Source organism: Streptomyces sp. NPDC020917 (genome assembly GCF_044333795.1).
Lineage (GTDB): Bacteria > Actinomycetota > Actinomycetes > Streptomycetales > Streptomycetaceae > Actinacidiphila.
The window spans coordinates 292,519-319,513 of the sequence record NZ_JBIRRR010000009.1 but is presented as its reverse complement, the minus strand read 5'-3'; the positions used below and the strand labels follow the sequence as shown (position 1 = coordinate 319,513).

26 protein-coding genes are annotated in these 26,995 nt (G+C 71.7%); 15 read left to right on the top strand and 11 right to left on the bottom strand.

The window, feature by feature from the left end; translation table 11 throughout:
• Window positions 1–20 precede the first annotated feature (20 nt).
• The 4 genes from ACH4TG_RS21720 to ACH4TG_RS21705 all read left to right on the top strand — a co-directional run bounded on the left by ACH4TG_RS21720 (window position 21) and on the right by ACH4TG_RS21705 (window position 2,311).
• Window positions 21–887, top strand: coding sequence for an AraC family transcriptional regulator (locus ACH4TG_RS21720; RefSeq protein WP_398244041.1), 867 nt, complete (start codon window positions 21–23; stop codon window positions 885–887).
• Entirely contained in the window at window positions 884–1,696 is an 813-nt protein-coding gene (locus ACH4TG_RS21715; protein WP_398244040.1) for an AzlC family ABC transporter permease, read from the top strand. Before ACH4TG_RS21720 ends, ACH4TG_RS21715 begins: the two co-directional genes overlap by 4 nt.
• A complete protein-coding gene (locus tag ACH4TG_RS21710) occupies window positions 1,680–2,000 on the top strand; it encodes an AzlD domain-containing protein (protein ID WP_398244039.1) in 321 nt (106 codons plus the stop codon). Before ACH4TG_RS21715 ends, ACH4TG_RS21710 begins: the two co-directional genes overlap by 17 nt.
• Before the next feature lie 116 nt (window positions 2,001–2,116).
• A complete protein-coding gene (locus tag ACH4TG_RS21705; RefSeq protein ID WP_398244038.1) occupies window positions 2,117–2,311 on the top strand; it encodes a DUF3046 domain-containing protein in 195 nt (64 codons plus the stop codon).
• 86 nt (window positions 2,312–2,397) lie between these two features.
• On the opposite strand, the gene ACH4TG_RS21700 is transcribed toward ACH4TG_RS21705, so the two are convergent.
• Entirely contained in the window at window positions 2,398–3,318 is a 921-nt protein-coding gene (locus ACH4TG_RS21700) for a S41 family peptidase (protein WP_398244037.1), read from the bottom strand.
• A 58-nt stretch (window positions 3,319–3,376) separates the two neighbouring features.
• Between ACH4TG_RS21700 and ACH4TG_RS21695 the strand changes: the two genes are divergently transcribed.
• Window positions 3,377–3,916 (top strand): ArsR/SmtB family transcription factor, encoded by a 540-nt coding sequence (locus tag ACH4TG_RS21695; RefSeq protein ID WP_398244036.1) that lies wholly within the window; start codon window positions 3,377–3,379, stop codon window positions 3,914–3,916.
• A 5-nt stretch (window positions 3,917–3,921) separates the two neighbouring features.
• On the opposite strand, the gene ACH4TG_RS21690 is transcribed toward ACH4TG_RS21695, so the two are convergent.
• The gene (locus ACH4TG_RS21690) at window positions 3,922–4,647 is read right to left on the bottom strand and encodes a class I SAM-dependent methyltransferase (protein ID WP_398244035.1); all 726 of its coding nucleotides are present in this window, start codon (window positions 4,645–4,647) and stop codon (window positions 3,922–3,924) included.
• Window positions 4,648–4,936: 289 nt separating this feature from the next.
• Here ACH4TG_RS21690 and recA point away from each other — a divergent pair, with 289 nt between their 5' ends.
• The gene (recA, locus tag ACH4TG_RS21685; RefSeq protein ID WP_398244034.1) at window positions 4,937–6,052 is read left to right on the top strand and encodes a recombinase RecA; all 1,116 of its coding nucleotides are present in this window, start codon (window positions 4,937–4,939) and stop codon (window positions 6,050–6,052) included.
• Between the two features lie 4 nt (window positions 6,053–6,056).
• Entirely contained in the window at window positions 6,057–6,629 is a 573-nt protein-coding gene (recX, locus tag ACH4TG_RS21680) for a recombination regulator RecX (protein ID WP_398244033.1), read from the top strand.
• 93 nt (window positions 6,630–6,722) lie between these two features.
• Here recX and ACH4TG_RS21675 read toward each other — a convergent pair whose 3' ends face one another.
• Window positions 6,723–8,474, bottom strand: a complete 1,752-nt coding sequence (locus tag ACH4TG_RS21675) for an FAD-dependent monooxygenase (protein ID WP_398244032.1) — start codon at window positions 8,472–8,474, stop codon at window positions 6,723–6,725.
• A gap of 329 nt (window positions 8,475–8,803) precedes the next feature.
• On the opposite strand from ACH4TG_RS21675, the gene ACH4TG_RS21670 reads away from it, so the two are divergent.
• Window positions 8,804–9,556, top strand: coding sequence for a response regulator transcription factor (locus ACH4TG_RS21670; RefSeq protein WP_398244031.1), 753 nt, complete (start codon window positions 8,804–8,806; stop codon window positions 9,554–9,556).
• A 21-nt stretch (window positions 9,557–9,577) separates the two neighbouring features.
• Complete coding sequence (locus ACH4TG_RS21665) at window positions 9,578–11,005, top strand: sensor histidine kinase (RefSeq protein WP_398244030.1); 1,428 nt, start codon at window positions 9,578–9,580, stop codon at window positions 11,003–11,005.
• Window positions 11,006–11,141: 136 nt separating this feature from the next.
• On the opposite strand, the gene ACH4TG_RS21660 is transcribed toward ACH4TG_RS21665, so the two are convergent.
• Entirely contained in the window at window positions 11,142–12,173 is a 1,032-nt protein-coding gene (locus ACH4TG_RS21660; RefSeq protein ID WP_398244029.1) for a TAXI family TRAP transporter solute-binding subunit, read from the bottom strand.
• Window positions 12,174–12,259: 86 nt separating this feature from the next.
• Here ACH4TG_RS21660 and ACH4TG_RS21655 point away from each other — a divergent pair, with 86 nt between their 5' ends.
• The 3 genes from ACH4TG_RS21655 (at window position 12,260) to ACH4TG_RS21645 (ending at window position 15,544) form a co-directional block, all read left to right on the top strand.
• Entirely contained in the window at window positions 12,260–13,123 is an 864-nt protein-coding gene (locus ACH4TG_RS21655; protein WP_398244028.1) for a slipin family protein, read from the top strand.
• Window positions 13,124–13,242: 119 nt separating this feature from the next.
• Window positions 13,243–14,739, top strand: coding sequence for a tRNA (N6-isopentenyl adenosine(37)-C2)-methylthiotransferase MiaB (gene miaB / locus ACH4TG_RS21650; RefSeq protein ID WP_398244027.1), 1,497 nt, complete (start codon window positions 13,243–13,245; stop codon window positions 14,737–14,739).
• An 85-nt stretch (window positions 14,740–14,824) separates the two neighbouring features.
• Complete coding sequence (locus tag ACH4TG_RS21645; RefSeq protein WP_398244026.1) at window positions 14,825–15,544, top strand: class III extradiol dioxygenase subunit B-like domain-containing protein; 720 nt, start codon at window positions 14,825–14,827, stop codon at window positions 15,542–15,544.
• 141 nt (window positions 15,545–15,685) lie between these two features.
• On the opposite strand, the gene ACH4TG_RS21640 is transcribed toward ACH4TG_RS21645, so the two are convergent.
• Window positions 15,686–15,913: an antitoxin gene (locus tag ACH4TG_RS21640; RefSeq protein WP_398244025.1), complete on the bottom strand. Its 228-nt coding sequence runs from the start codon at window positions 15,911–15,913 to the stop codon at window positions 15,686–15,688.
• A 315-nt stretch (window positions 15,914–16,228) separates the two neighbouring features.
• Between ACH4TG_RS21640 and miaA the strand changes: the two genes are divergently transcribed.
• The gene (gene miaA, locus ACH4TG_RS21635) at window positions 16,229–17,143 is read left to right on the top strand and encodes a tRNA (adenosine(37)-N6)-dimethylallyltransferase MiaA (protein ID WP_398244024.1); all 915 of its coding nucleotides are present in this window, start codon (window positions 16,229–16,231) and stop codon (window positions 17,141–17,143) included.
• A gap of 95 nt (window positions 17,144–17,238) precedes the next feature.
• On the opposite strand, the gene ACH4TG_RS21630 is transcribed toward miaA, so the two are convergent.
• From ACH4TG_RS21630 to ACH4TG_RS21610, 5 genes are all read right to left on the bottom strand, one after another.
• Window positions 17,239–18,477 carry a tyrosine-type recombinase/integrase gene (locus ACH4TG_RS21630; protein WP_398244023.1) on the bottom strand — a complete coding sequence of 413 codons (1,239 nt, stop codon included), beginning with the start codon at window positions 18,475–18,477 and terminating at the stop codon, window positions 17,239–17,241.
• Between the two features lie 608 nt (window positions 18,478–19,085).
• Entirely contained in the window at window positions 19,086–19,319 is a 234-nt protein-coding gene (locus ACH4TG_RS21625; protein WP_398244022.1) for a helix-turn-helix transcriptional regulator, read from the bottom strand.
• Between the two features lie 109 nt (window positions 19,320–19,428).
• Entirely contained in the window at window positions 19,429–21,210 is a 1,782-nt protein-coding gene (locus ACH4TG_RS21620) for a phage/plasmid primase, P4 family (RefSeq protein ID WP_398244021.1), read from the bottom strand.
• Window positions 21,207–21,776, bottom strand: a complete 570-nt coding sequence (locus tag ACH4TG_RS21615; RefSeq protein WP_398244020.1) for an HNH endonuclease — start codon at window positions 21,774–21,776, stop codon at window positions 21,207–21,209. Before ACH4TG_RS21615 ends, ACH4TG_RS21620 begins: the two co-directional genes overlap by 4 nt.
• The gene (locus ACH4TG_RS21610) at window positions 21,773–22,585 is read right to left on the bottom strand and encodes an RNA polymerase sigma factor (RefSeq protein WP_398244019.1); all 813 of its coding nucleotides are present in this window, start codon (window positions 22,583–22,585) and stop codon (window positions 21,773–21,775) included. The genes ACH4TG_RS21615 and ACH4TG_RS21610 overlap by 4 nt, the downstream gene beginning before the upstream one ends.
• Before the next feature lie 414 nt (window positions 22,586–22,999).
• Between ACH4TG_RS21610 and ACH4TG_RS21605 the strand changes: the two genes are divergently transcribed.
• Window positions 23,000–24,130: an XRE family transcriptional regulator gene (locus ACH4TG_RS21605; RefSeq protein ID WP_398244018.1), complete on the top strand. Its 1,131-nt coding sequence runs from the start codon at window positions 23,000–23,002 to the stop codon at window positions 24,128–24,130.
• Here ACH4TG_RS21605 and ACH4TG_RS21600 read toward each other — a convergent pair.
• Window positions 24,114–24,920, bottom strand: a complete 807-nt coding sequence (locus ACH4TG_RS21600) for an NUDIX domain-containing protein (RefSeq protein WP_398244016.1) — start codon at window positions 24,918–24,920, stop codon at window positions 24,114–24,116. The two genes, ACH4TG_RS21605 and ACH4TG_RS21600, sit on opposite strands and share 17 nt — an antisense overlap.
• A gap of 1,416 nt (window positions 24,921–26,336) precedes the next feature.
• Between ACH4TG_RS21600 and ACH4TG_RS21595 the strand changes: the two genes are divergently transcribed.
• Window positions 26,337–26,927 (top strand): hypothetical protein, encoded by a 591-nt coding sequence (locus ACH4TG_RS21595; protein WP_398244067.1) that lies wholly within the window; start codon window positions 26,337–26,339, stop codon window positions 26,925–26,927.
• Window positions 26,928–26,995 lie beyond the last annotated feature (68 nt).

Here is a 26,995-nt window from a genome sequence, read left to right as displayed (position 1 = left end):
TCGTGTCCCCACAATGTCCCATGGCCACCCGCGAGCAGGCACGACACTGGGAGCACCCGGGGCTGCCCGGCGTCGATCTGCTCAGCGCCCGCTACATCCGCCACACGTTCGCCCGGCACGCGCACGACGGCTACGTCATCGCCGCGGTCACCGGCGGCATCGAGGCCGTCGGGCTGCCGGGCGGAGCCCAGCACGCGGGGGCCGGGGGAGTCGTCCTGCTCAACCCGGAGACGCCGCACACGGCCTACGCGGGCAGCGCGGACGGCTGGAGCTACCGGGTCCTGTATCCCGCGCCGGAGGTCGTCGCCGCCGTCGCGGCGGAGACCTCCGCGCTGCGCGGCACCCCGGCCTTCACCGCCACAGTCCTCGACGACCCGGCCACCGCGGACATGATCGCCGACGTGCACCGGGCAGCCGAGCACGACAACCCGCTCGCCGCCGACACCTTCTTGCGCCTGGCCGTGGCCCGGCTGCTGGCCCGCCACGGCACCGCGTCCGTCTTCCCCGAACGCGCACCGGCCGGTGGCCCGGCGGTCGCCGCCCGCGCCCGCGACCTGCTCGCCGCATCGCTGACCCGGCCGCCGAGCCTGGAGCAGCTCGCCGCCGAGACCGGATCGAGCTCCTTCGCCCTCCTGCGCGCCTTCAAGAAGGCGTACGGGCTGCCGCCGCACGCCTGGCTGACCGGCGAGCGGGTCAGGGCAGCGCGCCGCCTGCTGGACGCCGGCGCCAGCCCGGCCGACACCGCGGCCGCCGTGGGCTTCACTGACCAGCCGCACCTCAACCGGCACTTCAGCCGCATCGTCGGCGTCCCGCCGGGCGCCTACCAGCGCGAGCGCAAGAACATACAAGACCGGAAGGGCGGCCCGGACCTAGCGTCTTCCGCGTGACCGCACCACCGATACCCGCATCGCTTCCCGCGCCCGACGTGCCGGACGCCGGCCGTGCCGCCGTCGTCCGCGACGCCCTCGGCGTCGGCATCGCGGTCGGCCTGTCCGGCTTCGCCTTCGGCGTGACGTCGGCGGGCGCCGGGCTCTCGCTCGTCCAGACCTGCGCGCTGTCCCTGCTGGTCTTCACCGGCGCCTCCCAGTTCGCCCTGGTCAGCGCGCTCGGAGCCGGCGGCAGCCCCTTCACCGCGGCCGCGGGGGCCTTCTTCCTCGGCACCCGCAACGCCTTCTACGGCCTCAGGCTCTCCCAGCTGCTCAAGCTCCCCCGGGCGGTGCGGCCGCTGGCCGCCCAGTGGGTGATCGACGAGACCTCCGCGGTCGCCCTCGCCCAGCGCGGCAGGGACGCCGCACGGCTCGGCTTCACGGTCACCGGGGCGAGCCTGTACGTGCTGTGGAACCTGACCACGTTCGCCGGGGCGCTGGGGGCCTCGGCGCTCGGCGACCCCAACGCCTGGGGCCTGGACGCCGCAGGGCCCGCGGTGTTCCTCGCGCTGCTGGCCCCGATGGTCAAGGGCCGCACCGAGCGGGCGGTGGCCGCGCTCGCCGTGCTGCTCGCGCTCGTGTTCCTGCCGGTGCTCCCCGCGGGCGTGCCCGTTCTGGTCTCCGCGCTGGCCGCGCCGCTCGCCCTCGCCGCCGGCCGCCGCCGCGGCGAGCAACCCCCGGCCGATGCGCACGACGCACCCGGCGGCAGCGCCGTACAGGCGCCCGCGTCCGTCCACGAGGAAGGAACCGCCCATGACCAGCGGATCTGACGCATGGATCGCCATCGGGATCACGGCCCTCGGCTGCTACGGGGTGAAGCTGCTCGGGCTGTCCGTGCCCGCGGGGCTCCTGGAGCGCCCGGTCGTCAAACGGCTCGCGGCGCTGGTGCCCATCGCGCTGCTGGCCGCACTGACCGCGCTGCAGACCTTCGGGACCGGCTCGCGGCACCTCGTCGTCGACGCCCGCGCCGCCGGTCTGGCCGCGGCGGCGGTGGCCCTGCTGCTGCGGGCGCCCTTCCTGGTCGTGGTGGCCGCCGCGGTCCTGGTCACCGCGGCGGTGCGGGCGGTGGCGTGAACGGGATCGCGCGGCTGCGGTGAGGGATGACGTCCACACCGGGCCGGCGGGGCGGTAATGACCGCTTGCAGGGAGGCGCGGTCGTTACCGCCGCAGGTGGCGCGATACTGGCACCCATGCGGTTGACGATTTTCTGGGAGCGGATGCGCGCCCACTTCGGCGAGACCTACGCCGACTCCTTCGCACGCGACCACGTGATGTCCCAATTGGGCGGCCGAACCGTGCTTCAGGCGCTGGACGACGGCTGGGAGGCCAAGGACGTCTGGCGCGCGGTGTGCGCCGCCATGGACGTTCCGCCCTCCCACCGCTGACGGACGCCTCGCCTCCCCGCCGTGCCGGTCGTGTGAGCGAAGGGGCTTGTGGACGGGAGCGGGCACATGCGTTCCGGCGTCACCGGTCAGCCGACGATCTCGGCCAGACGCTCCAGGGCCAGTTCGTGCGCGCGGGTCAGGGCGTCCTCCGCCGCGACGGGGACGTCCGGCTGCACCCCGGTGCCCTCCCAGTTCGTGCCGGACACCGGGTTCACGGAGCGGCCCACGGGGACCGTGGCCTCGAGGTGCGGATGCACCGTCCAGCCCTCGCGCGGGTGCGCGCCGCCGCCCGTGCGCTCCCCGACGACCACGGCCCGGCCCAACTGCTGCAGGTCGTAGGCCAGTTCCTCACCGCCGGAGAAGGTCCGGCCGCTGGTCAGCAGGTACAGCGGCTTCGTGCCTCCGAACCGCGGGCCGGGCACATGCGTCTGGCTCCAGGACTGCTCCTGGATCTCCCCGCCCTGCCAGACCTGGGTGTTGAGGTGGGTGCGCTCGTCGAGCAGGTAGCTGCAGACCAGTGCCACCGTCTCCGGCACGCCGCCCCTGCAGCGGCGCAGGTCCAGGATCAGCGCCTGCGCCGGTGCGGCCAGGGAGAGCGCAGCGCCCAGCGGCGCGGCGGCCCACTCGACGGGGAAGATCACCGGCGCGAGCTCCAGGACGGCGACCTTGCCGTCCAGCAGCTCCACCCGGGGCGCACCGCCGAGCGAGCTGTCGAAGTCCCGGCGCAGGTCCGCGAGCGTGGCCTCGCCCTTCCCCGCCGGGACCTCGTCGGCGTGGAAGAGCAGCCGCAGATGCCGGTCGCCGTTGACCGACTGCAGGTCCTCGGTGACCAGCCGGGCCACTTCCTCGGCGCTGTCCGCCGCGTAGGCCCCGCCGGCGAGCCGCTGCCGCAGCACCGCGGCGATCTGCTCGGCGACGTCGGGGAAGACGTAGTGCTCGCTGACGAGGCGGATCGTCTCGTCAACGGCGGTGGTGAGTGCGGACTCGGGCTGCGTCGTAGTCGTCATGGCAGAGGAGTAGAGCACCACCCTTGCGAAAGCGTCAAGAGAGTTAGACACTTAATCCATGCCCGACGAGACGCAGCACCCGCACCCACCGCAGGACGTCCAGGAGGTCGGCTCACCGCAGCAGTTCGCTGCCCTCGCCCACCCGCTCCGCCAGCGGCTGCTGTTCGCGCTCGGCCAGCAACCGGCCACCATCAGCGGGCTGGCCGTCCAGCTCGAGGTGGGCAAGGGCAACGTGGCGCACCACCTGAAGGTCCTGCGGGAGGCCGGCCTGGTGTACGTCGCCGAGACCCGGCAGGTGCGCGGCGGGACCGAGCAGTACTACCAGCGCACCGGCCGCAGGATGGTGGTCGCCGAGCCGGCGGGGGCCGGCACGGCAGCCATGTTCGGCGCGTTCGCCCAGGAACTGGACCGGTCCGCCTCCGAAACCGTGGTGACCTTCCGCCATCTGCGCCTGACGCCGGAGAAGGCCCGCGTGCTCGGTGAGACCCTGGCCCGGCTGGTGGACGAGGCCGACGAGGATCCGGCCGGCGAGCCGGTGCACGGCGTGCTGGTCGCGATGTACGAGCGGGCCCGGCCGGAAGCAGCCGGCCCTGCCTGAGCCGGTCAGGCCCGGCGTGCCACGAAGACGAACTCCTTGCCGGGGCGGTCGGGTGCGTCGCGGACGTCCTCCACCGTGAAGCCGTGCGCGGCCAGGTCCCGCTCGACCTCATCCCGCTCCCGGAAGCGCAGCGTCGAGTCCGACGTCAGTACCTGCCCGTCCGCCGCGAACCGGTACGTCCAGCGGAACGTCACGAGCGGCAGCCCCACCTCGACCAGCTCGACCCAGGTCTCGACGGGGCCGGTGCCGGGGATCTCCGTCACGCGGTGGGACTTCTCGCGGGTCCACTCCTGCCAGGCGCGCCTGGCAGGATCGCGGGTCTCGAAGACCAGGTGCCCGCCAGGCCGCAGCGCCGCGTGGGCGCCCCGCAGCGTGTCCCGCCACGCCTGCGGGTCGGCGATGCCCTGGGCGACGTTCGCCGTCATCGTCGCGAGGTCGACCTGCAGCGGCGGGAGGTCCGTCGCGTCGCCGCGGAGCCAGCGGACCCGCTCGCTGCCCGGTTTGGCCCGCGCGACGTCGATGGACGCGCCGGCGGGATCGACGCCGAAGACCTCGATCCCGCGGTCGGCGAGCAGCAGGGCGAAGACCCCGGTCCCGCAGCCGATGTCCAGGACCCGGCGCGCCCCGAGGTCCGCCGCCGTCCGGAGGTACGCGTCGAGATCGCCGCGGTCGGGGTCGAGCGGGTCGTAGATCGCGGCAAGCCGTGGATGTCCGAAGCACTCGTCAGCCATGCGGGGGAACCTACGCAGTGCCGGTCCGGGCCGCCACCGAGTTCGCGGCCGATCGGCCGGCGCGGCGTCGGCGGGTCGCTTGACACGAAAATCGAACAGCCATTCTCATGGAAGGGCCGGGCGGAACTCCCGCGGCGGCGGCAGTGCGCGACCGGGCCCGACGCAGGCTTCGCGGCTCGGGTCGCCGGAGTTATCCACAGGTCGAGGGGGACGTCCGGGCGCATTGTCAGTGGCAGGCGCTAGCGTCTTGGACGTGAAGCGATCGAACCAGACATCCCGGGTGGAACCCATGGCAGGAAACGACCGCGAGAAGGCGCTCGACGCCGCGCTCGCACAGATTGAACGGCAGTTCGGCAAGGGCGCGGTCATGCGCCTCGGCGACCGGCCGAATGAGCCCATCGAGGTCATTCCCACCGGGTCGACCGCCCTGGACGTCGCCCTCGGCGTCGGCGGTCTGCCCCGTGGCCGTGTGGTGGAGGTGTACGGCCCGGAGTCCTCCGGCAAGACCACCCTCACCCTGCACGCGGTGGCCAACGCCCAGCGGGCCGGCGGCACGGTGGCCTTCGTGGACGCCGAGCACGCGCTCGACCCCGAGTACGCCAAGGCCCTCGGCGTGGACACGGACAACCTGATCCTGTCCCAGCCGGACACCGGTGAGCAGGCCCTGGAGATCGTGGACATGCTGGTCCGCTCCGGAGCCCTCGACCTCATCGTGATCGACTCCGTGGCAGCCCTCGTGCCGCGGGCCGAGATCGAGGGCGAGATGGGCGACTCGCACGTGGGTCTGCAGGCCCGGCTGATGAGCCAGGCCCTGCGCAAGATCACCAGCGCGCTCAACCAGTCGAAGACCACCGCCATCTTCATCAACCAGCTCCGCGAGAAGATCGGCGTGATGTTCGGCTCGCCCGAGACCACGACCGGTGGCCGCGCGCTGAAGTTCTACGCCTCCGTCCGGATCGACATCCGCCGGATCGAGACGCTCAAGGACGGCACCGACGCGGTCGGCAACCGCACCCGCGTCAAGGTCGTCAAGAACAAGGTCGCGCCGCCCTTCAAGCAGGCCGAGTTCGACATCCTCTACGGCCAGGGCATCAGCCGCGAGGGCGGCCTGATCGACATGGGTGTGGAGCACGGCTTCGTCCGCAAGTCCGGTGCCTGGTACACCTACGAGGGCGACCAGCTCGGTCAGGGCAAGGAGAACGTCCGCAACTTCCTCAAGGACAACCCGGACCTGGCGGACGAGATCGAGAAGCGGATCAAGGAGAAGCTGGGCGTGGGCGTGCCGAAGACCGAGGCGCCCGCGGCACAGCCCGCGACGGACGCGGCCGCCGCCCCGGTCGACGCGGCCAAGGCTGAGGTCCCCGCCCCGAAGAAGGCGACCAAGGCCACCGCCGCCAAGGCCTGACGCCATGGCGCGCAGTTCCCAAGGACGCGGCGGCTCTTCCGAGTCGAGGGCCTCGCAAGAGCCGCCGCTCGATCCGGAGGAGCAGGCGCGGGCCGTGTGCCTGCGCCTGCTCACCGGAACCCCGCGCACCCGCAGGCAACTCGCGGACGCCATGCGGAAGCGGGAGATCCCCGACGACGTCGCGCAGCACGTCCTGGAGCGCTTCGAGGACGTGGGCCTGATCGACGACCAGGCGTTCGCCAACGCCTGGGTGGAGTCCCGTCACCGAGGACGCGGACTGGCCCGGCGCGCCCTCGCCCGGGAGCTCCACCACCGGGGCGTGGACGCCGAGTTGGTGACCGAGGCGGTCGGCTTGCTCGACGCCGACCAGGAGGAGGCGACGGCCCGCGAGCTGGTCGGTCGCCGGCTCGCCGGGACACGCGGGCTGGACCGCGACAAGCGCATCCGGCGCCTGGCGGGCATGCTCGCCCGCAAGGGGTACTCGGAGGGGCTGGCCCTCAAAGTGGTGCGCGACGCCCTGGCTCAGGAGGGCGTCGCCGAAGAAGCAGGGGAGGACGGGCCATGGCTGTGGGAGTAGCCGCGCCGGAAACCGCCGCAGGCCACGCGGTGATCGCACCGCGCGACGCCGCGATGCCGGCGCCGCTCATACCGGGCGCGGCCCGTCCGCTCGCTATCGCGCCCGCCCGCTGACCCGTCGCCCGCCGGTTCCTCCGGCTTCGCCGGAGTCAGGATCCCCGGGTTCGTCCTCGTCGTCGGCCTCCTCGGAGCCCGGTGCCTCGGAGGCTCCGAGCGTCGCGTCCTCCTCGGCGCCGACGGCCGACGGAGGGCCGCCACGGGCCAGATCGGCGTACGAGTACAGCTCCGCGGGCCGGCAGCCGGTCATCACGGTCACCAGGCGGCCGTCGGGCCGGACGAGCAGCACGCTGTGGGCGGTCGCGCCCGGGTAGGTCTCGGCGACCACCAGTTCGGCGCTGGTCGGCAGCGCGGCCACCGCGGAGGCCAGCCGAGGCATCAGGCCGGCCGTCAGCCAGTGCCGGGACTCCCACACGCCCGTACCGGGAGCGACGAGCACGACGACGAGTCCGCGCCCGAGCTGGTCGCGCAGGCGCCCGGCCGTGCCTTCCAGGCTGTACACGGGTACGTCCGCCACGATGCCGCCCGGTGGGGTGTCGCAGCCGGACACCAGCGGCGACGCACCCGTCTTGCCGCCCCCGCGTGGTGCGGGCAGCGACAGCGGCGAGCGTCCGTACACCGCGGTGGTGGCGACCGCCCCGCGCCCGAGGTGGCTGTCGGTCAGCAACTCGGCCTGCCCGCGTGCCGATCCCGACAGCAGGGACTGGCGCACGGTCTGCCAGGCGCCGCTGGCCCGGACCAGCGGCAGGGCCTGGTCGGTGGCCCGCAGCCGGGCGCCGACCGCGCCCCTGCGCTCCGCCTCGTAACTGTCCAGAAGAAGGGGGGAGGCCCCGTCATGCCAGGCGAGAGACAGCTTCCAGGAGAGGTTCTCCGCGTCCCGGAGGCCCTCCTCGACACTCTGCGCCCCCAGTGCGCCCATCACATGCGCCGAGTCGCCGGCGAGGAAGACCCGGCCGACCCGCCAGCGCCGGGCCAGCCGCTGGTGCACCGGGTGGTCGGCGGAGCCGATCAGGTCGTAGGGCACCACGCGGCCGCACCAGGCGGTGAGCGTGGAGCGCAGGCGTTCCACCAGGGCGTCCGACGTCAACTGCCGTACCTGGGCCGGCAGCAGCCAGTCCAGCCGCCACAGTCCGTCCGGCAGCGGCCGGGCGGTGATCTCCTGGCCGGCGGGTGCCCCCGGCGGGTCCCTGTGGAGCAACGCCACGCCCGGCTCGGGGAGTTCGGTGCGCAGCACCGCCACCGCCTGCCGGTCGACCGCGCTGCGGCCCGGGAAGCGCACCCCGAGCAGCTTGCGGACGGTGGAGCGCGGGCCGTCGCAGCCGACCAGGAAGCTGCCGCGCCACCAGGTCTCCTCGGTGCCCGCGGTGTGGACGCTCACCCCGTTCCTGTCCTGCTCCAGGGCGTCCAGCCGGCACCCCGGCACCATGCGCACCGAACCGCAGGACAACAGGGCCTGGCGCAGCCCGTGTTCGAGCAGGTGCTGGGCGATGTGGACGGGCGCGTCGGCCGGATCGGGGCCGAAGTCGATCCTGAGCACCTCGGCGCGGCGGCGCAACGTCCGCCAGGCCGCCCAGGTCATGCCGTCCCGGCGCAGCCCCTCATATCCGAGGCGGTCGATCAGGGCGGCGGTGTCCGGGCCGAGGACGGCGGTGCGCGGGCGGTGCAGTCCTTCCGGTTCGTGCGGCGCCTCGGCCCCGTCGAAGACGATGACGGGGACGTCACGGCGGGCCAGCGCGAGAGCGAGGGTCAGGCCCACCGGGCCCGCCCCCGCGACGATCACCGGGTCCACGCAGCGGCCCCCGGAAGGAGTGCGGTCACAAAGCGTATGCAACTCACTGCGACTGCCCACGTCAAGCGACGGTCGCACGTCGGCGCGGTGCGCGGTGGGCCGCCGACCGGCGCACCCGGCGGACGCCCCCGGCGCCTGCGATGCGTACCGGCTCGGTAACGGTCCGGCGCGTGAGCCGGTACCCCCTTGACGCACCCTGCCGCGATCGGGGTGGATTCGGTCGGAGAAGACCATGACCCGGTCGGCAGGGAACGGTTTCGTGAACCTGCGGGGGCGTCCGGGTGTGCCGGAGCCGACCGGCGCCGAGCCTGGTGAGGAGGAGGTGACGCATGCGACTGCTGCTCGTGGAGGACGACGACCGGGTCGCCGCCGCCCTTTCCGCCGTGCTCGGGAGGCACGGCTTCGAGGTCAGGCACGCCCGCAGCGGCGAGGAGGCGATCCAGGCCATGCTGCCCGCGGAGGGCCCCGGCTTCGACTGCGTGCTCCTCGACCTGGGGCTGCCCGACCAGGACGGCTTCGAGGTGTGCAGCCGGATCAGGCGCCGCACGGACACCCCGGTGATCATGGTCACCGCCCGGGCCGACGTCCGCTCGCGCATCCACGGCCTGAACCTCGGCGCCGACGACTACGTGGTCAAGCCCTACGACACCGGCGAGCTGCTCGCCCGCATCCACGCGGTCAGCCGCCGCCCCCCGCTGCGCCCGCCCGTCTCCGCGCCGGGCGCAGGGGCGTCCACAGCGCCCGGTACGGCGGCGGCCGAGCCCGCCGGCGCCCGGGTGGCGGGGACGCCGCTGCGGCTCGGCGGCGTGGCCATCGACCTGCCGACGCGGCAGGTGACCGTCGAGGGCGCGCCGGTGGCCCTGACCCGCAAGGAGTTCGACCTGCTGGCCCTGCTCGCGCAGCGCCCCGGCGTCGTCTTCCGCCGCGAGCAGATCATCAGCGAGGTCTGGCGCACCGCGTGGGAGGGCACCGGCCGCACCCTGGAGGTGCATGTGGCGTCGTTGCGGTCCAAGCTTCGCACCCCGGCGATGATCGAGACGGTCCGCGGTGTCGGCTACCGGCTCGTCGCCCCGGTCGGCTGACCGCCCCGCCCGGGAGCCGCTGTGCGCAACCGCCTGCTGCCGCTGCTGATCGGCCTGATGGCCGGGGTCCTGCTGGCCCTGGGCTTCCCGCTGGCCGCCAGCCAGGCGGCCGCGCAGCAGCAGCGCGTGGTGGTCGACCGGATCGACGACACGACCCGCTTCGCCGCCCTCGCGCAGTTCGTCACCGCGCGCGGCGAGGGCACCCCGATCGACAGTGCCGACGCCGAGCGGCTGCACACCCTGCGCACCGAACTCGACCGCTACCAGCAGCTGTACGGCATCAGCGCCGGCGTGTTCTACCGCGACCGCGCGGCCATGGCCGCCGCGCCCGCCGGCTGGCGGATGCCCACCAGCGGCGAACTCCACGACGCCTACTACTCGGCCCTGCTGGGCCGCCGCGCCCACGACCCCGAGCAGGTGTGGCCCTGGCAGCAGCGCGAACTCGCCATCGCCTCGCCGATCGTGCGCGACGGGGACGTCGTCGCGGTCGTCGTCACCGAGTCCCCGACCGGCGCGCTGCGGGCCAGGATCCTGCACGGCTGGATGCTGCTGATCGCCGGGGAGCTGGTGGCGATGGCGGTCGCCGTGCTGTTCGCCGTGCGGCTGACCGCCTGGGTGCTGCTGCCGGTGGCCAAGCTGGACCGGGTGACGCACGACATCGCCACCGGGCGCATGGCCTCCCGGGTGGGAGCCTCCGGCGGGCCCCCGGAACTGCGCCGGCTGGCACGCTCGTTCAACGAGATGGCCGACAACGTCGAGGAGGTGCTGGAGCAGCAGCGCGCGTTCGTCGCGGACGCCTCGCACCAGCTGCGGAACCCCCTGTCGGCGCTGCTGCTGCGCATCGAGCTGCTCGGTCTGGAGCTGCCCGAGGGGCACACCGAGGCCGAATCGGTGAAGGAGGAGGGGCAGCGCCTCGCCCAGGTGCTGGACGATCTGCTCGGCCTGGCCGTCGCCGAGCGCTCGGGAGTCCATCTGGCGGTGACGGACATCGCCGAGCTGGTCCGCGGCCGCACCAACGCCTGGGAGGCCTCTGCCGAGCGCGACGGCGTCGCCCTGCGGTTCGGGGCGCCGGGCGACGGCGGCACGGTCGAGGGCTGGGCGGACCGGGTCGCGCTGTCCAGCGCGCTGGACGCGGTGCTCGACAACGCGATCAAGTTCACGCCCGCGGGGGAGACGGTGGCGATCACCGTCGAGGGCGGCCCCGACCAGGTGGTGGTCCGCGTCGCCGACAGCGGGCCGGGGCTGGCCGAGGACGAACTCGAACGGATCGGCGACCGGTTCTGGCGCAGCGCCCGGCACCAGAACGTGAACGGCTCAGGTCTGGGGCTGTCGATCGCCCGCGCCCTGCTCAGCCAGGGCGGCGGCGCCATCGCCTACGCCAAACGCGAGCCGCACGGCCTGGAGGTCGTCCTCACGGTGCCGCGCACGGCACCCGTCCCGACCGGCTGAGGGTGGAAACGCGCAGGCCGAGGAACGTGCAGGCCGAGGGCAGGAAAAACGCCGGCCGAGGGGAGATGTCCGTACCGGCCGGTGAGTGAGCACCGCAGGGGGGACAGTAAGGACCGCCCGCCCAGGGCGGTGCCCCTTACGGCTTGACCGAGCGGTAGTAGCGCTCCGCCCCGATGTGCAGGGGCAGCGGATCGGTGAACACGGCGGTGCGCAGGTCCACCAACTGGGCGGCGTGCACCTCCTTGCCGATCGCGTCCCTGCTGTCGATCACCGCCCTGGTCAGCCGCTGCACCAGCCCGGTGTCGGCGTGATCGGTCGTGACCAGCAGGTTCGCCACGGCGATGGTGGCGACCGCCTGACCGTCCTGGGCCTTGGGATAGGCGTCGGCCGGCATCACCGCCTGCCGGTAGTACTGCATCTGGCTCCCCATGGTGTGCAGCTTCGCGGCAAGGTCGCCGAGCTGCACCAGCTTGATCCGCGGCACCGGGGAGGCCATCGCCGCGATGGTGGCGGTCGGCAGCCCGCCCGACCAGAAGAACGCGTCGAGCTTGCCGCTGAGCAGCATCGCCGGCGCCTGGTCGATGCCCACGGGAACCGCCCTGACGTCCTTGGTCACGTCCAGGCCGGCGGCGGTCAGCAGCCGCCGGGCGATCAGGCTGACGCCCGAGTCGGCCTGCCCGATGCCCACGGTCTTGCCGCGCAGGTCGCGCGCCGACGTCACCGTGGAGTCGCGCGGCACCACCAGCTGCATGTAGTCGTCGTAGAGCCGTGCGCAGGCACGCAGATCGGCCTTGCCGGGCCCGTGGTAGTTCGCCACCGCGTCGGCCGCGGCGATGGTGAAGTCCGCCTTGCCGGACACCACGCGCTTGATGTTGTCGACCGATCCCTCGGTCTGGAGCAGGTTCACCTGGACACCCGGCAGGGCGGTCCGCAGGTCGGACTTCAGCAGCTTCCCGTACGTCTCGTAGACGCCGTTGGCCACGCCGGTGGCCAGCGAGATGGGCCGGTGCGGGTAGGAGGGCCCGCCGGCCGGCAGGAGCCACCACAGCAGGAGGGCAAGGGCGGAGGCGCCCGCCAGGACCGCCTGCAGGGCGCGGCGCCGTCCGGCTCTGCGCCACAGGGCGCGGAGCCGACCGTGTGTGCGTCCGCCCAGGCCGGAGAGATCCATGGAGCGGGATCCTGCCAGGCCTGGTGGGTCCGCGGAAGGCCGGAGCGGAGCGATGCTGGAAGGGGGGCAGACAGGAGGAGGCGGACATGCCGAATCTGGGAGCCGCCATAGTGCGGCAGTACGAACGCGGTGTGGTGTTCCGGCTGGGGCAGCTGCACGGAGTCCGCAAGCCCGGCTTCCACTTCATGATCCCGTTGAGCGACCGCATGTGGAAGGTGAGCCTGCGCACCGTCACCATGCCGGTCCCGTCGCAGCAGGTGATCACGCAGGACAACGTCTCCATCGGGGTGGCCGCCGTGGCCTACTACCGGCGGGTGGACGCGGTGAAGTCCATCGTGGAGATCGAGAACGTGTCCGCGGCGGTCGGGCAGATCGCCCAGACGACCGTCCGCAACATCGTCGGCCGCTCCCTGCTCGACCAGGTGCTGACCGACACCCAGACGCTCAACCTGGCCATCCGGGAGATCCTCGACCGCACCACGCAGCAGTGGGGCGTGTACGTGTCCTTGGTCGAGCTGAAGGACATCGAGCTGCCGGTGAGCATGCAACGGGCCATGGCACGCCAGGCCGAGGCCGAGCGGGAGAAGCGGGCCAAGATCATCGCGGCCGAGGGCGAGGCGCTGAGCGCCGACCGGCTGGCCGAGGCCGCGGACGTCATCGCGGACCACCCGGTGGCCCTGCAGCTGCGCAACCTGCAGATCCTCGCCGAGATCGCCGCGGAGAAGAACAGCACGATCGTCTTCCCCGCGCAGCTCCTGGACAGTGCCCGCGCTGTCTCGAAGTTCGTCGCGGACGAGAGCCGCGGCAGCGGTAGCGGCAGCACCCGTGCCGACGGGCACGGGGGACACGACGGGCACGGCGGACAACCGGCCGTGGAGACGTCCGCGCCGGCGGCGCTGCTGTCCCGGGACGGGGTGGAGCCCGCCGCCGGCGGAGAATCCGAGCGCTGAATCCCCCCGGCCCCGCACAGCGCCCGCGGCTTCGGCGCCCCACCGCGCGCCGAAGCCGCGGGCGCCCTACCGCCGAACGGGTGCCTGGGCTGTCCCCGCGACCACCTACTCTGGAGGGCATGACCGCGCAGGACGCACCCATTCGCAGCTACGAGATCCGCACCTATGGGTGCCAGATGAACGTCCACGACTCCGAACGCCTCTCCGGCCTCCTGGAGGACGCGGGGTACGTGCGCGCGCCCGAGGGGTCCGACGGCGCCGACGTCGTGGTGTTCAACACCTGCGCGGTGCGGGAGAACGCCGACAACCGGCTGTACGGCAACCTCGGCCAGCTCGTGCCCAAGAAGGCCGCCCGCCCCGGGATGCAGATCGCGGTCGGCGGCTGCCTGGCGCAGAAGGACCGCGACACCATCGTCAAGCGGGCGCCGTGGGTCGACGTGGTGTTCGGCACGCACAACATCGGCCAGCTGCCGGTCCTGCTGGAGCGCTCCCGGATCGCGCAGGAGGCGCAGGTCGAGATCGTCGAGTCGCTGGAGACCTTCCCCTCCACGCTCCCCTCGCGCCGCGAGTCCGCCTACGCGGCCTGGGTGGCGATCTCGGTCGGCTGCAACAACACCTGCACGTTCTGCATCGTCCCGGCCCTGCGCGGCAAGGAGAAGGACCGCAGGCCCGGCGACGTACTCGCCGAGGTCGAGGCGCTGGTCGCCGAGGGCGTCATCGAGGTCACCCTGCTCGGCCAGAACGTCAACGCGTACGGCTCGGACATCGGGGACCGTGAGGCGTTCAGCAAGCTGCTGCGCGCCACCGGCGCGGTCGAGGGCCTGGAGCGGATCCGCTTCACCTCGCCGCACCCGCGGGACTTCACCGACGACGTCATCGCCGCCATGGCGGAGACGCCCAGCGTGATGCACCAGCTGCACATGCCGCTGCAGTCAGGTTCCGACCCGGTCCTGAAGGCGATGCGCCGCTCGTACCGCCAGGACCGCTACCTGGGCATCATCGAGAAGGTGCGGGCCGCCATGCCGGACGCCGCCATCACCACGGACGTCATCGTGGGCTTCCCCGGCGAGACCGAGGAGGACTTCCAGCAGACGCTCCACGTGGTGCGCGAGGCCCGGTTCACCCAGGCGTTCACGTTCCAGTACAGCAAGCGCCCCGGGACGCCCGCCGCCGAGATGGCCGACCAGATCCCCAAGGCCGTGGTGCAGGAGCGGTACGAGCGGCTGGTGGCGCTCCAGGAGGAGATCTCCTGGGAGGAGAACAAGAAGCAGGTCGGCCGCACCCTCGAGGTGCTCGTGGCCGAGGGCGAGGGCCGCAAGGACGACGCGACCCGGCGCCTGTCCGGCCGGGCCCCCGACAACCGCCTGGTGCACTTCGAGCGCCCCGAGGAGCCGGTCCGCCCCGGCGACATGGTGACCGTCGGGATCACCTACGCGGCGCCGCACCACCTGCTGGCCGAGAAGCCCGCGTCGGCGGTGCGCCGCACGCGCGCGGGCGACGCCTGGGAGCGGCGCAACGCCGCCCCGCCCAAGCCCGCGGGCGTGATGCTGGGCCTGCCCACCATCGGGGCGCCGGCGCAGGCGCCGGAACCCGTGGCGGGCTGCTCCCTGGACTGATCGCGCGGTCCGTCCCGCGCCCCTGGCTCTGTGCTGCCGGAAGGGCGCTGGGGCGGGTGCCGGCAGCGCGGGTAGGGTTCGGCTCATGCTGGTCGCCGCCGCCGTCTGCCCCTGCCCGCCCCTGCTCGTCCCCGAGGTCGCGGCAGGCGCCGCACCCGAGCTGGACGAGCTCCGCGCGGCGTGCCAGGACGCGGTGGGGGTGCTCGCCGCGTCCCGCCCCGAACGGCTGGTCGTGATCGGCCCGGCGCAGCGGCCCAGCCGCGGCGTCTTCCCGCCGGGAGCCGCCGGATCGTTCCGGCCGTTCGGCGTCGCCGTGGACGTCACCCTGGGCACGCGCACCGAGGACGCGCCGGCGGAGGAGGACGTGCCCCCGCTGCCGTCCTCCCTGGCCGTGGCCGCGTGGCTGCTGCGCGGGTGGAGCGCGGCCCCGGTGGAGGGGCTCGGCGTGGGGGAGCAGCTCGAGCCCGAGCGGTGTGCGGCCGCGGGCCGCGCGGTGGCCGGCTCCGCCGAACGGGTGGCCATGCTGGTGATGGGCGACGGGAGCGCCTGTCGCAGCATCAAGGCGCCGGGCTATCTGGACGAGCGCGCGGAGCCCTTCGACGCAGGTGTCGCCGCCGCGCTGGCGGGCGCCGACATCCGCGCTCTGGCCGCACTCGACCCGGAGCTGGCCCAGGCACTCCAGGTCGCCGGGCGCGCGCCTTGGCAGGTGCTGGCAGGAGCCGCGGAGGACGCCCACCTCACCGGGGAGCTGCTCCACGACATCGCGCCCTACGGGGTCGGGTACTTCGTCGCCGCCTGGACCTGACACGCCGTCCGGCGGGGCCGGGCGTCGCGGGCGAGGCGCGGTCCGTCGGTCGGGGCGGACCGGGTGCGGACATGGACAGGCCGCGGATGGTGGAGGTCCGCGGCCGTCCGGCTCAGGTGGTGCCCAGGGGGCGGGCAGGCGTCAGGACTGGCCGCCGCCCTGCTGCTCCCCGTAGTTGTGCGCGGCGTCCTTGGCCTTGTCGACGCCGGAGTCGACCTGGCTGCTGTACTTGCCACCGGTCTTGGAGTCCGCTGTCTGTCCGGCCTTGTCGAGGCCCTGGTCGACCTTGTCGCCGTGCTGGCGCATCATGTCGCCGGCCTTGCCCTTCGACATGCCGAGCTTGTCCTTGAGCGTGTCCATGAAGCTCATCTGGCACCTTCCCTTGGAGATGACGGCCAGAAAGGAGCGGGTGCGCCGTCGCACCTGGTCGGCCGGGCCACCGAACGGGCCAAATCGCCGTAAATCACTCTTTTCGCCCTTTCCGTTACCGACCATACTCGCGACCGGCTGTTTTCGCGTCGCCACGGCCAGCACACCCGTCCCCGCCGGTCGGGGCCGTCTGACGCAGTCCCCGGGCACGGTCCGGAACGCCTCCAGGACCGCTCCCGTCGCCGTGCCCGACCCTCGCGCGCCACGATGATCATTCGGGCCCGGCGGGCATCCGATCTTTGGGAGACTGGCAGCGTGAAGAACCGTGTCATCGCCGTCGTGGGGCCCACCGCGGCCGGGAAGTCGGACCTGGGTGTGGACCTCGCCCTGGCGCTGGGCGGCGAGGTGATCAACGCCGACTCGATGCAGCTCTACCGCGGCATGGACATCGGCACCGCGAAGCTCACCGAGCAGGAGCGCCGAGGCGTCCCGCACCACCTGCTGGACATCTGGGACGTCACCGAGGCCGCGAACGTCGCCGACTACCAGCGGCTCGCACGCGCCGAGGTCGACCGGATGCACGCCGCCGGCAAGGTGCCGGTCCTGGTGGGCGGCTCCGGCCTCTATGTGCGCGCCGCGATCGACCACCTCGACTTCCCCGGTACTGACGCGGCCGTGCGCGCCCGGCTCGAGGAGGAACTCGACATGCGCGGGCCCGGCGCCCTGCACGCGCGCCTGGCCGCCGTCGACCCGCAGGCCGCGCACGCGATCCTGCCCAGCAACGGCCGCCGCATCGTGCGGGCCCTGGAGGTCATCGAGATCACCGGACGCCCCTTCACCGCCAACCTCCCCGGGCACGAGTCGGTCTACGACACCGTCCAGATCGGCGTCGGCGTCCCGCGCCCGGTGCTCGACGAGCGCATCGCGCTGCGGGTCGACCGCATGTGGGAGGCCGGCCTCGTCGCCGAGGTCCGCGCGCTGGAGGAGCAGGGCCTGCGCGAAGGGCGCACCGCCTCGAGGGCCCTGGGGTACCAGCAGGTGCTCGCGGCGTTCGCCGGCGAGTGCACCGAGGAGCAGGCCCGCGCCGAGACGGTGCGCGCCACCAAGCGGTTCGCCCGCCGCCAGGATTCGTGGTTCCGCCGCGATCCGCGGGTGCACTGGCTCACCGCCAGGGGCCCGGAACTCACCGAGCAGGTGCTGACGTTGATCCAAGAAGCGGTTACAGCCTGATCAAGTGATTGCTGCAACACGGGGGGAGGCCCCTGACCTGCATGTTCCTCGCCAGGCAGGGGCCGTAGAAACCCGTCTGGGCCGTCTGTGGGCCGTCAGCGTGGTGAAGCGGGCCGGTGGAACACCTCGTTGATGGCCTTCCGGGTTCGCTCCCTGCTGCTCGGCATGAGGTGCGCGTACACCCGAAGCGTCATCGCGGGGTCGGCGTGCCCGAGGTACTCGCTGACCGCCTTGACGTTCTCGCCCGCCTCAAGCAGAACCGAGGCGTAGAAGTGCCTCAGCGCGTGCATGCCGTGCTCTCGGGCTGCCGCTGGGTCCTCGCCTTCTTCTGGCTCTGGAAGGACGCCAGCGGCCACGAGAGCCGGTTTCCAATAGCGGTCGTTGAAGTCCGACCGGCGCATGACCGCGCCCCGGGTGCCGGTGAAGATCAGACTGTGCGTTACCCGCGGCCCGGTCAGAGACTTCCAGGGCAACGTCACCTTGACGGGCGCGTACGCCTTCATGTGGGCCCGCAGCACATCGGCCACGACCTCAGGCAATGGGGTGTCGCGTTCCTTGTCGCACTTCGGCGGAGCGAAGACCGGGCGCCCCCGAATGAGCTTGACCTGCCGGACAACGTGCAGAGTCCCGGACTCGAAGCTCAGAGCGTCCTCCGCCAGCCCCAACACCTCACCCTGCCGAAGACCGCACCCGCTGGCAGCATCCACGGTGCCCCGCAGGCGCGCCGGCAGCGCCGCCCGCACGGCGAAGACGCGCTCAGGGAGCCACGGCGTCACCCGCTTCGCCTCCCGGGTCGGCGGCCGGACAGACCGCGCGGCGCACGGATTCCGTGGCAGATAGCCGTCATCAACAGCGGCAGAGAGCACGGCACGCACAGTGCCGAAGATGTGCACGGCGTACGACCCCGGCACACCCTCCGTCTCCAACTCACTCAACCACGCGCGGACATGCTCGGGCTTGAAGGATCCGAGCGGGCGCGAGCCGAGATACGGCAAGACGTGCAGCCGCAGATACCGCTCCGCGCTGTCCTGTGACGACACGTCCGTCGTCTGGGCGGAGAGCCACCGTTGCGCGTACTGCTGGAAGGTCGTACGGGAAGTCTTGGGGTCGATGTACTGGCCCCGCGACATGTCCGCCTCAATGTGCGCCAGCCACTGTTCGGCCAGGCGCCGTTGGCGATCGGGGAAGCTCTTGGACTTCTCGGCTCCGTCCGGGCCGACGTACCGGGCCCGGTAGCGCATGCCCGAGCCGTAGCGGTCGGTCTTGACCTTGACGGGCTTGCCGTCCGGGCCCGGCTCGGTCTTGTACCAGCGGTCTTGGATGTGGCCTGCCATGGTGGGCAGCTCCTTTGCGGGTGCGTCCTGGTAGCGACTGCCGGGGCGCGTGCCGAGGTGGGTTTCGTCGCGCCCTGGCCGTCTGCGGGTCAGGGGTGCTACCTGCTACTGGGCTGCTCAGTGGGGGTTTTGGTCGCTAGCGGGGTTGCTACCGGTAGCGGCCAGTGCTGCTACCGGTAGCAACGGGTTGTTTCGGTTGCGGAGCGTGCAGGGAGGGAGGCGAGGCGAGTCTTCAGGAGCCTGCTTTTGAGGGTTGTGGCTGGTCGTGGGTGGCTACCTCCCCGCCTCCCTGACGGGGTGTTGCTGCTGGTCGGCTCAGGGAGGCGGGTTCAGGGAGGGGGTCAGGGAGTTCTCCCTGCCTCCCTTGCCGCCTCCCTTCACGCTGCGTAGTCACGATGGTCGGGGAGGGGGAGCCGCGCGGGGCCCCAAGAGCGCTTTTGAGTGGGGGCTGGTGGGGGTCGGGCGGTGCCTCCCCAGCCTCCCCAAAGGGGTGTTGACGCTGGTGGGCCGCGGGGAGGCGGCTTGGGGAGGCGCTTGGGGAGAACTCCCCAGGATTCCCGAGCCTCCCCAACTGCCTCCCCAGCACGGTTGGTGACCGGGGCGGGGGGTCACGCGGCGGTGTCGGCGGCCATCTGCTGGGCGGTCCAGGTGTGGACTGCGGCGGGGTCGTAGCGCAGGTGCTTGCCGACGCGGAACGCGGGCGGTCCGGTGCGGCGCTTGCGCCAGGCGTACACGGTCTCGATCGGGACGCCGAACAGGGACGCGATGTCCTCCGGGGTGAGGTAGCGGTCGGGGAGGCCCGCGCGGAGGGTGGCGCGGGGATCTTGGGGTGCGGTGGCCATGGTGGCGGCTCCTTGGCGTGCACTGGGCGGGGTGGGTGCGGACCCTGGCGGGGGTCCGCACCTCCGGGCGGCGGGGTCGCTGCCTGGTCCGGGAGCTCCCGGCGGTGGCTCAGGTGGTGCAGCTTGGGTGCGTGGTTTGGCCGGATCGCAGCGGCGCGAGAGGGTGACCGCACACGGCGCAGGCGATGAGTTGCTGTTGTGGGGGGAGTTTCTCGAAATATCGCGGCTCATCCGGCTCATCGCGGATCAGTGCAGGTGAGAGGCTTGTGGGTGATCTTGAGTCGTCCGGCTCAGTCCGGCTCACGTCCGGCTCATCGCGGCTCAACGACACCCCGAGGTAGGTGGGTACCTGCTTGCCGTCCGCTCCGCGGGGCTTGGAGCGCTGCATCTGCGGGATGATTGAGAGCAGGTTCCGGCCAAGTAGCTGCTTGGTGCCGGACCGGTGGCCGGAGTCTTCCGCCCACTCCTTCCACGCCTGCCACAGCTCGTCCACCACGACCTGGCGGTCGGGCCCGGTTTCGCAGCACTCGCGGACGAACGCGGAGACCGGTGAGGCGGTGTCCTGCATGGTGGTGACCGCTTCCCGGGACGATGCGGGTTCGGTCAGTCGCCCGTTGGCCAGCAGCCGGTCAAGGCCGTCCAGGGCCCAATTGAGGATGCCGGGCAACTCGGCGCTGAGCTTGTCTGTCAGGCCGGTGTCCTCCTTGCCGAGCCAGGACACGGTCATGTTCAGCACGATGAAGCGGTTGGCGATGACGCCCGAGGAGTCACCGAAGTGCGGCAGCTCGTTGGACAGGATCATCAGCCGGGTGGGGAGCTTGCCGGTCCACACGGCGCGGTACTTGCGGTCCACGTCGATGGTGTCCTCACCGGAGATGGTCAGCAGGCGTTCCACAACCTTGCTGTTGTCGTTGCCAGACAGTCGGGCGTCGGAGATCACTGCCAGGGACTTGCCCACCAGCGTCGACAGCCCGAAGTTGCTGCCGAGACTGGCCAGGGTCGGGCCCGCCATGTTGCCCTGGCCGACCAGGGACGCCAGGACCCGGGCGATGGTGCCCTTGCCGGATCGGGTCGGGCCGACGATGAGCAGGATCTTTTGCCGGTCGGTGCGGCCGGACAGCACGTACCCGAACCACTCCTGAAGAGCCTCGATCGATTCCGGATCGTCGGGCCAGGCCCGGTCAAGGAAGGTCTGCCAGGTCGGGGCGGTGGCGGTCGGGTCGTAGTCGAACGGCACCGACACCAGGTTGAAGAACCCCGGGGTCAGGCCGGTCAGGGCCCGGTCGGCGACCCGCAGCAGGCCGTTGGTGCAGGCGACGATGGGCCCGTGCCCGCCGATCCTGGTAGCGTCCGGCCGCGCTGCAGGGGCGGCCAGGGGGTCTGCCGGCGGGAGGATCCACGCGGGCGGATCGATGAGCGGCGGCAGGTGCGTCACCGCTGCGATGGCCTGCATCAGGTCGGAGACCTTACGGCCGGTCGGCGCCCACGGGCGCTCCTCGAACCCCGCGATGTCCTCGGGTAGCCCCTTGACCTTGCCGGTCGCGGGCTGGAGGTAGGTGGCGTGTTCCAGGTGCCGGTACAGGCTGGTGCGGATCTGCTGGTCGTCCAGCTCCACCCAGTGCGAGCCTGCCCACGCCATCCACGTACCGCGCCAGTGCCTTAGCGTCAGGATGTCGTCCCGCGACCATTGCGGGGTCAGGTGCCGGGCGACCGCCATCGGGTTGGTGGGCGCCGGAACCACCTCCGCTGCCGACTCCTGGCCGTCTTGACGTGCAGCGTCACGGGCGTCACGGTCGGGTTCGGGAGCTGTCGGACGCAACTTGGCGGGGTCGATGCTGTGGCCGTTCACGCGGTCGGGCGGGGCATTCACCGGAGTCGGTTGGGTGTTCACGCTGCCTCCCTGAGCACGTTCGGTCGGGTGATCGAGTCGGGTCGATCCGTGCGCACGGCCAGCGGCAGCACCGGGCCGGTGACCGCACGGCCAGCCGGGTGTTCACGCGGTTGCGGCAAGGCGATGAGTGCGCGGTGTTCGTCCAGGTCAGACCGCGGCTGGTCGTGCGGTCGGTCGGCCGACTCGACGGCATCGGCCAGCCGCGTCAGCAGCAGCCACACCCCGACCGTGAACACCGACTCGTGTTCACCGTGAACGCCCGACTCGACGTGTTCACGGTCGACGGACGCGTCGACGGACGGGTTGGCGGTCGTGAGCTGGAGTGCGATGAGCAGGGGCAGGCGATCGGCCTTGCGGTCGTTGCACGACAGGCAGGCCAGCACGGTGTGTTCGACGCGCCACGTCCGGTACAGGGACAGCGGCACCACGTGGTCGATGGTCGCTTGCCGCAGGTCGGCGAACAGCCGACCGCAGTAGGCGCACCACGCTCCGTCCCGTGCGGCCAGCGTCCGCTTCCGCGCCCGAGTGCGGGAGGCGTTGAGGGGCTTGCGGTGGTGGGCGCTCACGCTGCCACCGCCATGTCGTCGGTGGCCAGGGCCCGCAGAGCGGGGACGCCCACTGAAAGCAGCGCCTTTACGTTGAAGCCCTGCCCGCCCATCCGGGCGGCCACGGACTGGTTGTCCAGGTCCTCCGACAGGGCCAGCAGCAGGGCCCGCCGGGGGAGGTCGTCCAAGCGCAGAAGAACGGCCTGCTGCGCCACGCTGAGGCCAGACAGCATCTCCCGCTGCCCCGCGGGCAGCGACTGCACGGGAACCGGCTCGTTCGTCAACTCCGGATTGTTGATTTTGATCAGCAAGAGCGCCTGAGTGATCAGACGGTCAGCCGTCATCCGGTTGCACCCCATCCGGTCCCCGATCTGCTCCCGGGTCAGGCCGTCCGTGTGCAGAAGCAGCGCCTCACGCTGCCTCTCGGGCAGCTCCGCGACCATCGGGGCCAGGTACCCAGCGAAAGCGGGCAGCGCGCTGGTGTCCGGCATCAGCCCGGCCAGCTCGCCACGGTTGGCAGGGTCCTCCCAGTCCATCGCCATCTCGCGGGACCGAAACAGCTTGAAGTGCGCCGTGATCCGCGACTTGACCCGGGCGAACAGGACCATCCGCGTCTCGTCCGCAGTGAACTTCCGACGGTGATTCAGCAGGTCCTTCTTGCCGGTGCGCGCGACCTCGACCCACGCCTCCTGCGCGATGTCCTCCGCCAGCTCGACCGCAGACCCGCGGGTCAACCCCAGGTTGAGCAGCTTGCGGCAGGCGTACTGCACCAGCCGGTCCCCGTACTCCTCGTACAGCTCACCGAGCCGCGCCGACTGCGCGGGCGTCATCGGCACCAGCTCGTTACGCCCGAGGCGCCGACCACCAGGCCCGTTCCCCTGACGGGAAACAGACCCGGTGACCTGCTCAGTAGCCCGTTCAGCAACGATTCCAGGCATGATGGACCTACCCCTTCACGGGTTAGGGGAGCGGTGTTCTGCTTGGCGGTAGGCACACCGCTCCCTGGTCTTTGCGCACCATCTGGTGCGCACCAGAAGGATTGCATCTGGTGCGCACCAGATGCAAGGTGTCGCCCGGGTGGACTTTGGTTTGCCGTCGTCCCCGGCGCACTTCCAGGGAACCGCTGAGGCGAGGGATTCGGTAGCCAACAGGGGTTAACTCCTGATGTGTTAACCCCTGTTGACCAGGGCGAATGTCGGGCATGCTGGTGTGCACAGCGGCAACAGATCTGCGCTGGAGGGCGCATGAGTGAGCGTTTGCGCGCTGCGAGGTCGGCTCGTGGCTGGTCCCAGGAACGCCTGGTTCGTGAGATCCAGCGCTACGCCCGCCAGCACCTGCTGGAGGTGCCCTCCGCTGCGAGCCTGCACGTCTACGTCTCGGAGTGGGAGAACGGCAGGCGGAAGCTCTCAGAGCGCTACGCGGCCATCCTCCGGCCGCTCCTCGGTCTGACCGATGACGAACTGCTGGGACGACAGGAAGCGGCCGGGCCCCAAGCCGTCGGTGGCTATGACGACTTGATCAGCCGCATCGATTCGGCGCGGAGCGTCAGTCTGACCATGGTGAAGACGTTCATGGAGCAGACGGAGCTCTTACGCACCATGGACCGGCAAATGGGTGCCGCAGGGCTCGTGGACCAAATGACTGGCCACCTGGCCCGAATGGAAGACGCCCTCACGTTCGCCGTGCTCCCCCAGACCCGCCGGCCCGTGGCTCAGGCGCTGGCGGCAGCGTCCACTCTTGGGGCGTGGCAGGCGCTGGACGCTGGCGCTGTCGAGCGTGCGTGGCGCAACTACGAGCTGGCGAAACGGGCGGCCCAAGAGGCAGAAGAGCCCATGTACCTTGCTCACGCCATGGCAGAGCAGGCGTACGTCCTCTGTGACGCCGGGCGGCCAGATCTCGCAGTTGAACTCGTCCGAGACGCGCGCAGGCGGGGAGCCGGACGTATGTCGCCACGTCTGGAAGCGTGGCTCTATGCAGCCGAAGCCGAGGTGTGCGCGAAGGCGGGTCTGACCGACGATTGCCGCCGCGCGCTCGACATGGCGGCGGCCGTGCTGCCGCCGGGAGCGGAAGCCCGAGACCCAGACATGCTGAGCATCTTCCTCAACGGGACACATCTGGCTCGATGGCGCGGGAACGTGCTCGCCAGCCTTGGCGACGACGACGCGGTGAACAGCTTGTACGCCGCACTCGACACCCTCGACGCGACATTTGTGCGCGCTGAGTCGGGACTGCGTTGTGACCTGGCTCAGGCTCACCTCGCCCGCGGTGAGTATGACCAGGCGCAGACGCACTTGAGGACGGCTCGCCTGCTGGCGAGCCGTACCGGGTCGGTACGGCACCGCCGCAGGATTGAGCAGCTCACGCAGAAGCTGTAAGCCCCTCTTGTTGTGCCGCCAAGAGGTGCAGGAGTGCGACCATCGTCCCGGCGCCCATGAGCTGTCCACGGGCCATAAGCTCGCGAACCTCAGTCAGCGGGACCCACTGCACGCGCCCAGCCTCTTCGGCGTCCGTGGGTTCGCCCACCTTCTCGGCGTGGCGTGCTACGTAGACGGAATGCGGTGAGTCGACCATGCCCACCATCGGTTGGAACGTCGCGATGTGCTCAAGGTCGGCGGGTCGCCACCCCGTCTCCTCCTCGACTTCCCGGGCCGCGCAGGCGGGACCATCCTCGCCTTCATCCACGATCCCGCCTGGGAGCTCCCAGCCCCACTGGTCGGGGACGAATCGGTAGCGCCAGAGCATCAGGACGCGGTCCTTGTCGTCCAGTACTGCCGTGATCGCGACGTGTTGCAGACGCACTACGTGATGTTCGAACCGCGGCACGCCGGGAGGCTCCACGTCCACAAGCTCAAGACGAACCCAGCGGTTGTTGTAGAGGGGGCGACTCCCATAGATCTGCCAGGGTTCCAGACCGCCGGCGGTAGTCGCTCCCGTGACGTGACGTTCCGGACCATGCTCGGGTACGCGGTAGGAGCTGCGGCCACGTACCTCTAGGACTCCCTCGGCGACCAGGCGCCCCAGGACCGTGCGAAGGGCCGTGCGCCCGATGCCTAGTTCTTCTGACAACACGCGCTCGGACGGCACCTTGTCGCCGGGCGCCAGCTTGGCCCCACCGATCCATTCCCGCAGCGTGCGCTCAACACGAGCCGTCTTGGTCTCCGTCATTCCAGCAAGCTCCCCATTCCCTAGCTGGTGCACACCAGAGTAACTGTGAGGTGCGACCTACGGTCGCGCGTCCCTTAGTAGCTCGCTTCGCTCGCACGCACACTCGGTGGCGGGGATCGGTCGCGTTGCGCGCTGGCCGCTCGCTTCGGAGGCTGCAACACCCGGGGTAGTACGCGCATTCCAGCCCAAGAGTCCCTAGATGGCCGCCTGAGAGCCTGAACCCCCGCCCCCGGTCCATCAGTCGCAGGGGGTCCTGAACGGGGCTCTGAGGGGCCGTCAGGGGGGGGCAGTAGTTGATCAGGCGGCGAATTGGTCGCTAGGGGTCTTGAAGAGGCCACCCCCGGGGCCCCGCGCAAGAGTGGCCTCTTCTCGTGCTGGCTCGCCGCGGAACAACAAGCGGAACAACAAGAGGAGCACGGCGGGGCAGTGGTGCTCCTCTTGTTGTTCCTCGGCGGTCGTCAGGGGGCTTGAGCCGCGATGAGCCGGACGTGAGCCGGACGTGAGCCGGACGGAGTTGATCGTTTACGACGCTCTGACCTGGACTGATCCGCGATGAGCCGCTTGAGCCGCGATATTTTGAAAAGTAGCCCCCTTGGGGATCCAGGGAGGCTTTTAGTGGGGGCGCCCCCACTAAAAGCGCCGGACGCTCCGGACTGCCCGCACTGGGCAACGGACAAGGCTTGGAACCCTGCTGCCCCCCCGCTGAAACGCCCTACGGATGCCCCCTGCGGCCCGCTGTCGCGGTCCGGGCGCCACCGGTACGGCGGGGTGGCGGCCGAAGGGCGTCCGCCCGTAGGGCGGTCCTTCTCGCCTTGCCTTTCAGCGGGGGGCAGCGACGTGCGGGGAACGGTGGAACCCCCTCTGCGGGCCGTTTTTCAGCGTTTCAGGGCGGGGGCGCTAGTCGCTAGCGTGCAGGCCAGGGGCGTTTTCCTCGCTAGCGGGGTCGCTTGCGCAAGCGACCCGCCTCGCTTGCGCAAGCGAGCCCTGGGCGGGGGGGCGGGCCGCAGTGAGTGAGGCAGGCGCGGCCGTCCGGGACCACCGCGCCGGCACGCCTGGGCGGTTCCTCGCGGTGGGGTCGTCAGGCTCACTTGCCTCACTTTCCGCAGGTCATCGGCTGCTGTCGGGGCAGTGAGACGCGCAGTGAGAACTCACTGCCTCACTGCCTGCCCCACTGAACCTCCGGGCCGTCTGTGGGCCGTCAAAGGGTGGCCAGAGACGCCGAACAACGACCATCAACCACTGATCTTGAGGCGTTGCGCGGCACGTCAACTCTGGTGCGCCTGGGACTGGCAGGGATCGGGTTACAGCCTGATCACGTGATGGCATCGGGAGGCTCCGTCGTCCCGGACCTGCCCTCCGCACATGCCATCATCGGGATCTAGCTACGGTGTCGGAGACTTGGGAGGGCGCGTGGCAATGGCAGCCGGCCCGCGCGACACCCCGCAGGGCCGCGACACGGCGACCGGACCCGGGAGGTCCGAGGCGCCCCGCGAGTCGCGGGAGCACCACGGGTTCTCCGACGCTCACGCGCCCATGGAGTCGCTCGACGCCATGGACGCGGACGAGCCGCACGATCGGCTCGGATCCGCCGACCCCCTGGAGCCCCTGGACCCGCTCGACGAGTTCGAACCGCTCGACTCCGCCGAGGCGTTGCCGGACCTGGAGGACGGCCAGTCCTTCCGGGAGCTGCGCCCCGCGCGGAGGCTGCGCATCTGGCAGCTCGCCCCGATCACCGCGCTCGCTGTCGGCGGCTCGCTGATGTTCGCCTTCCCGCTGGCCTTCGAGTCCGGTGACGCCGGACCCGTGGTGGCCATGCTCGGCCTGCTGCTGTGCCTGTGCGCGGCCGGCTGGGGGCTGATGGCCGCCCGCCGCGCCGGCCAGACGTGGCCCGGACTGCCGCCGCGCGGCTCGGGTGCGCGCCCCGACTGGCGGTACGTCACCGGATACACCCTGGTGATCGTGCTGCTCGCCCTGCTGGCCGTCTGGCGCGTGGCACGCCTGCGTTGAGCGCCTTCGGGCCCGCGGCGGGGCCGCCCCGCACGGGAGGGCCGGCAGCGCTCGGAACGGCCCCGGCC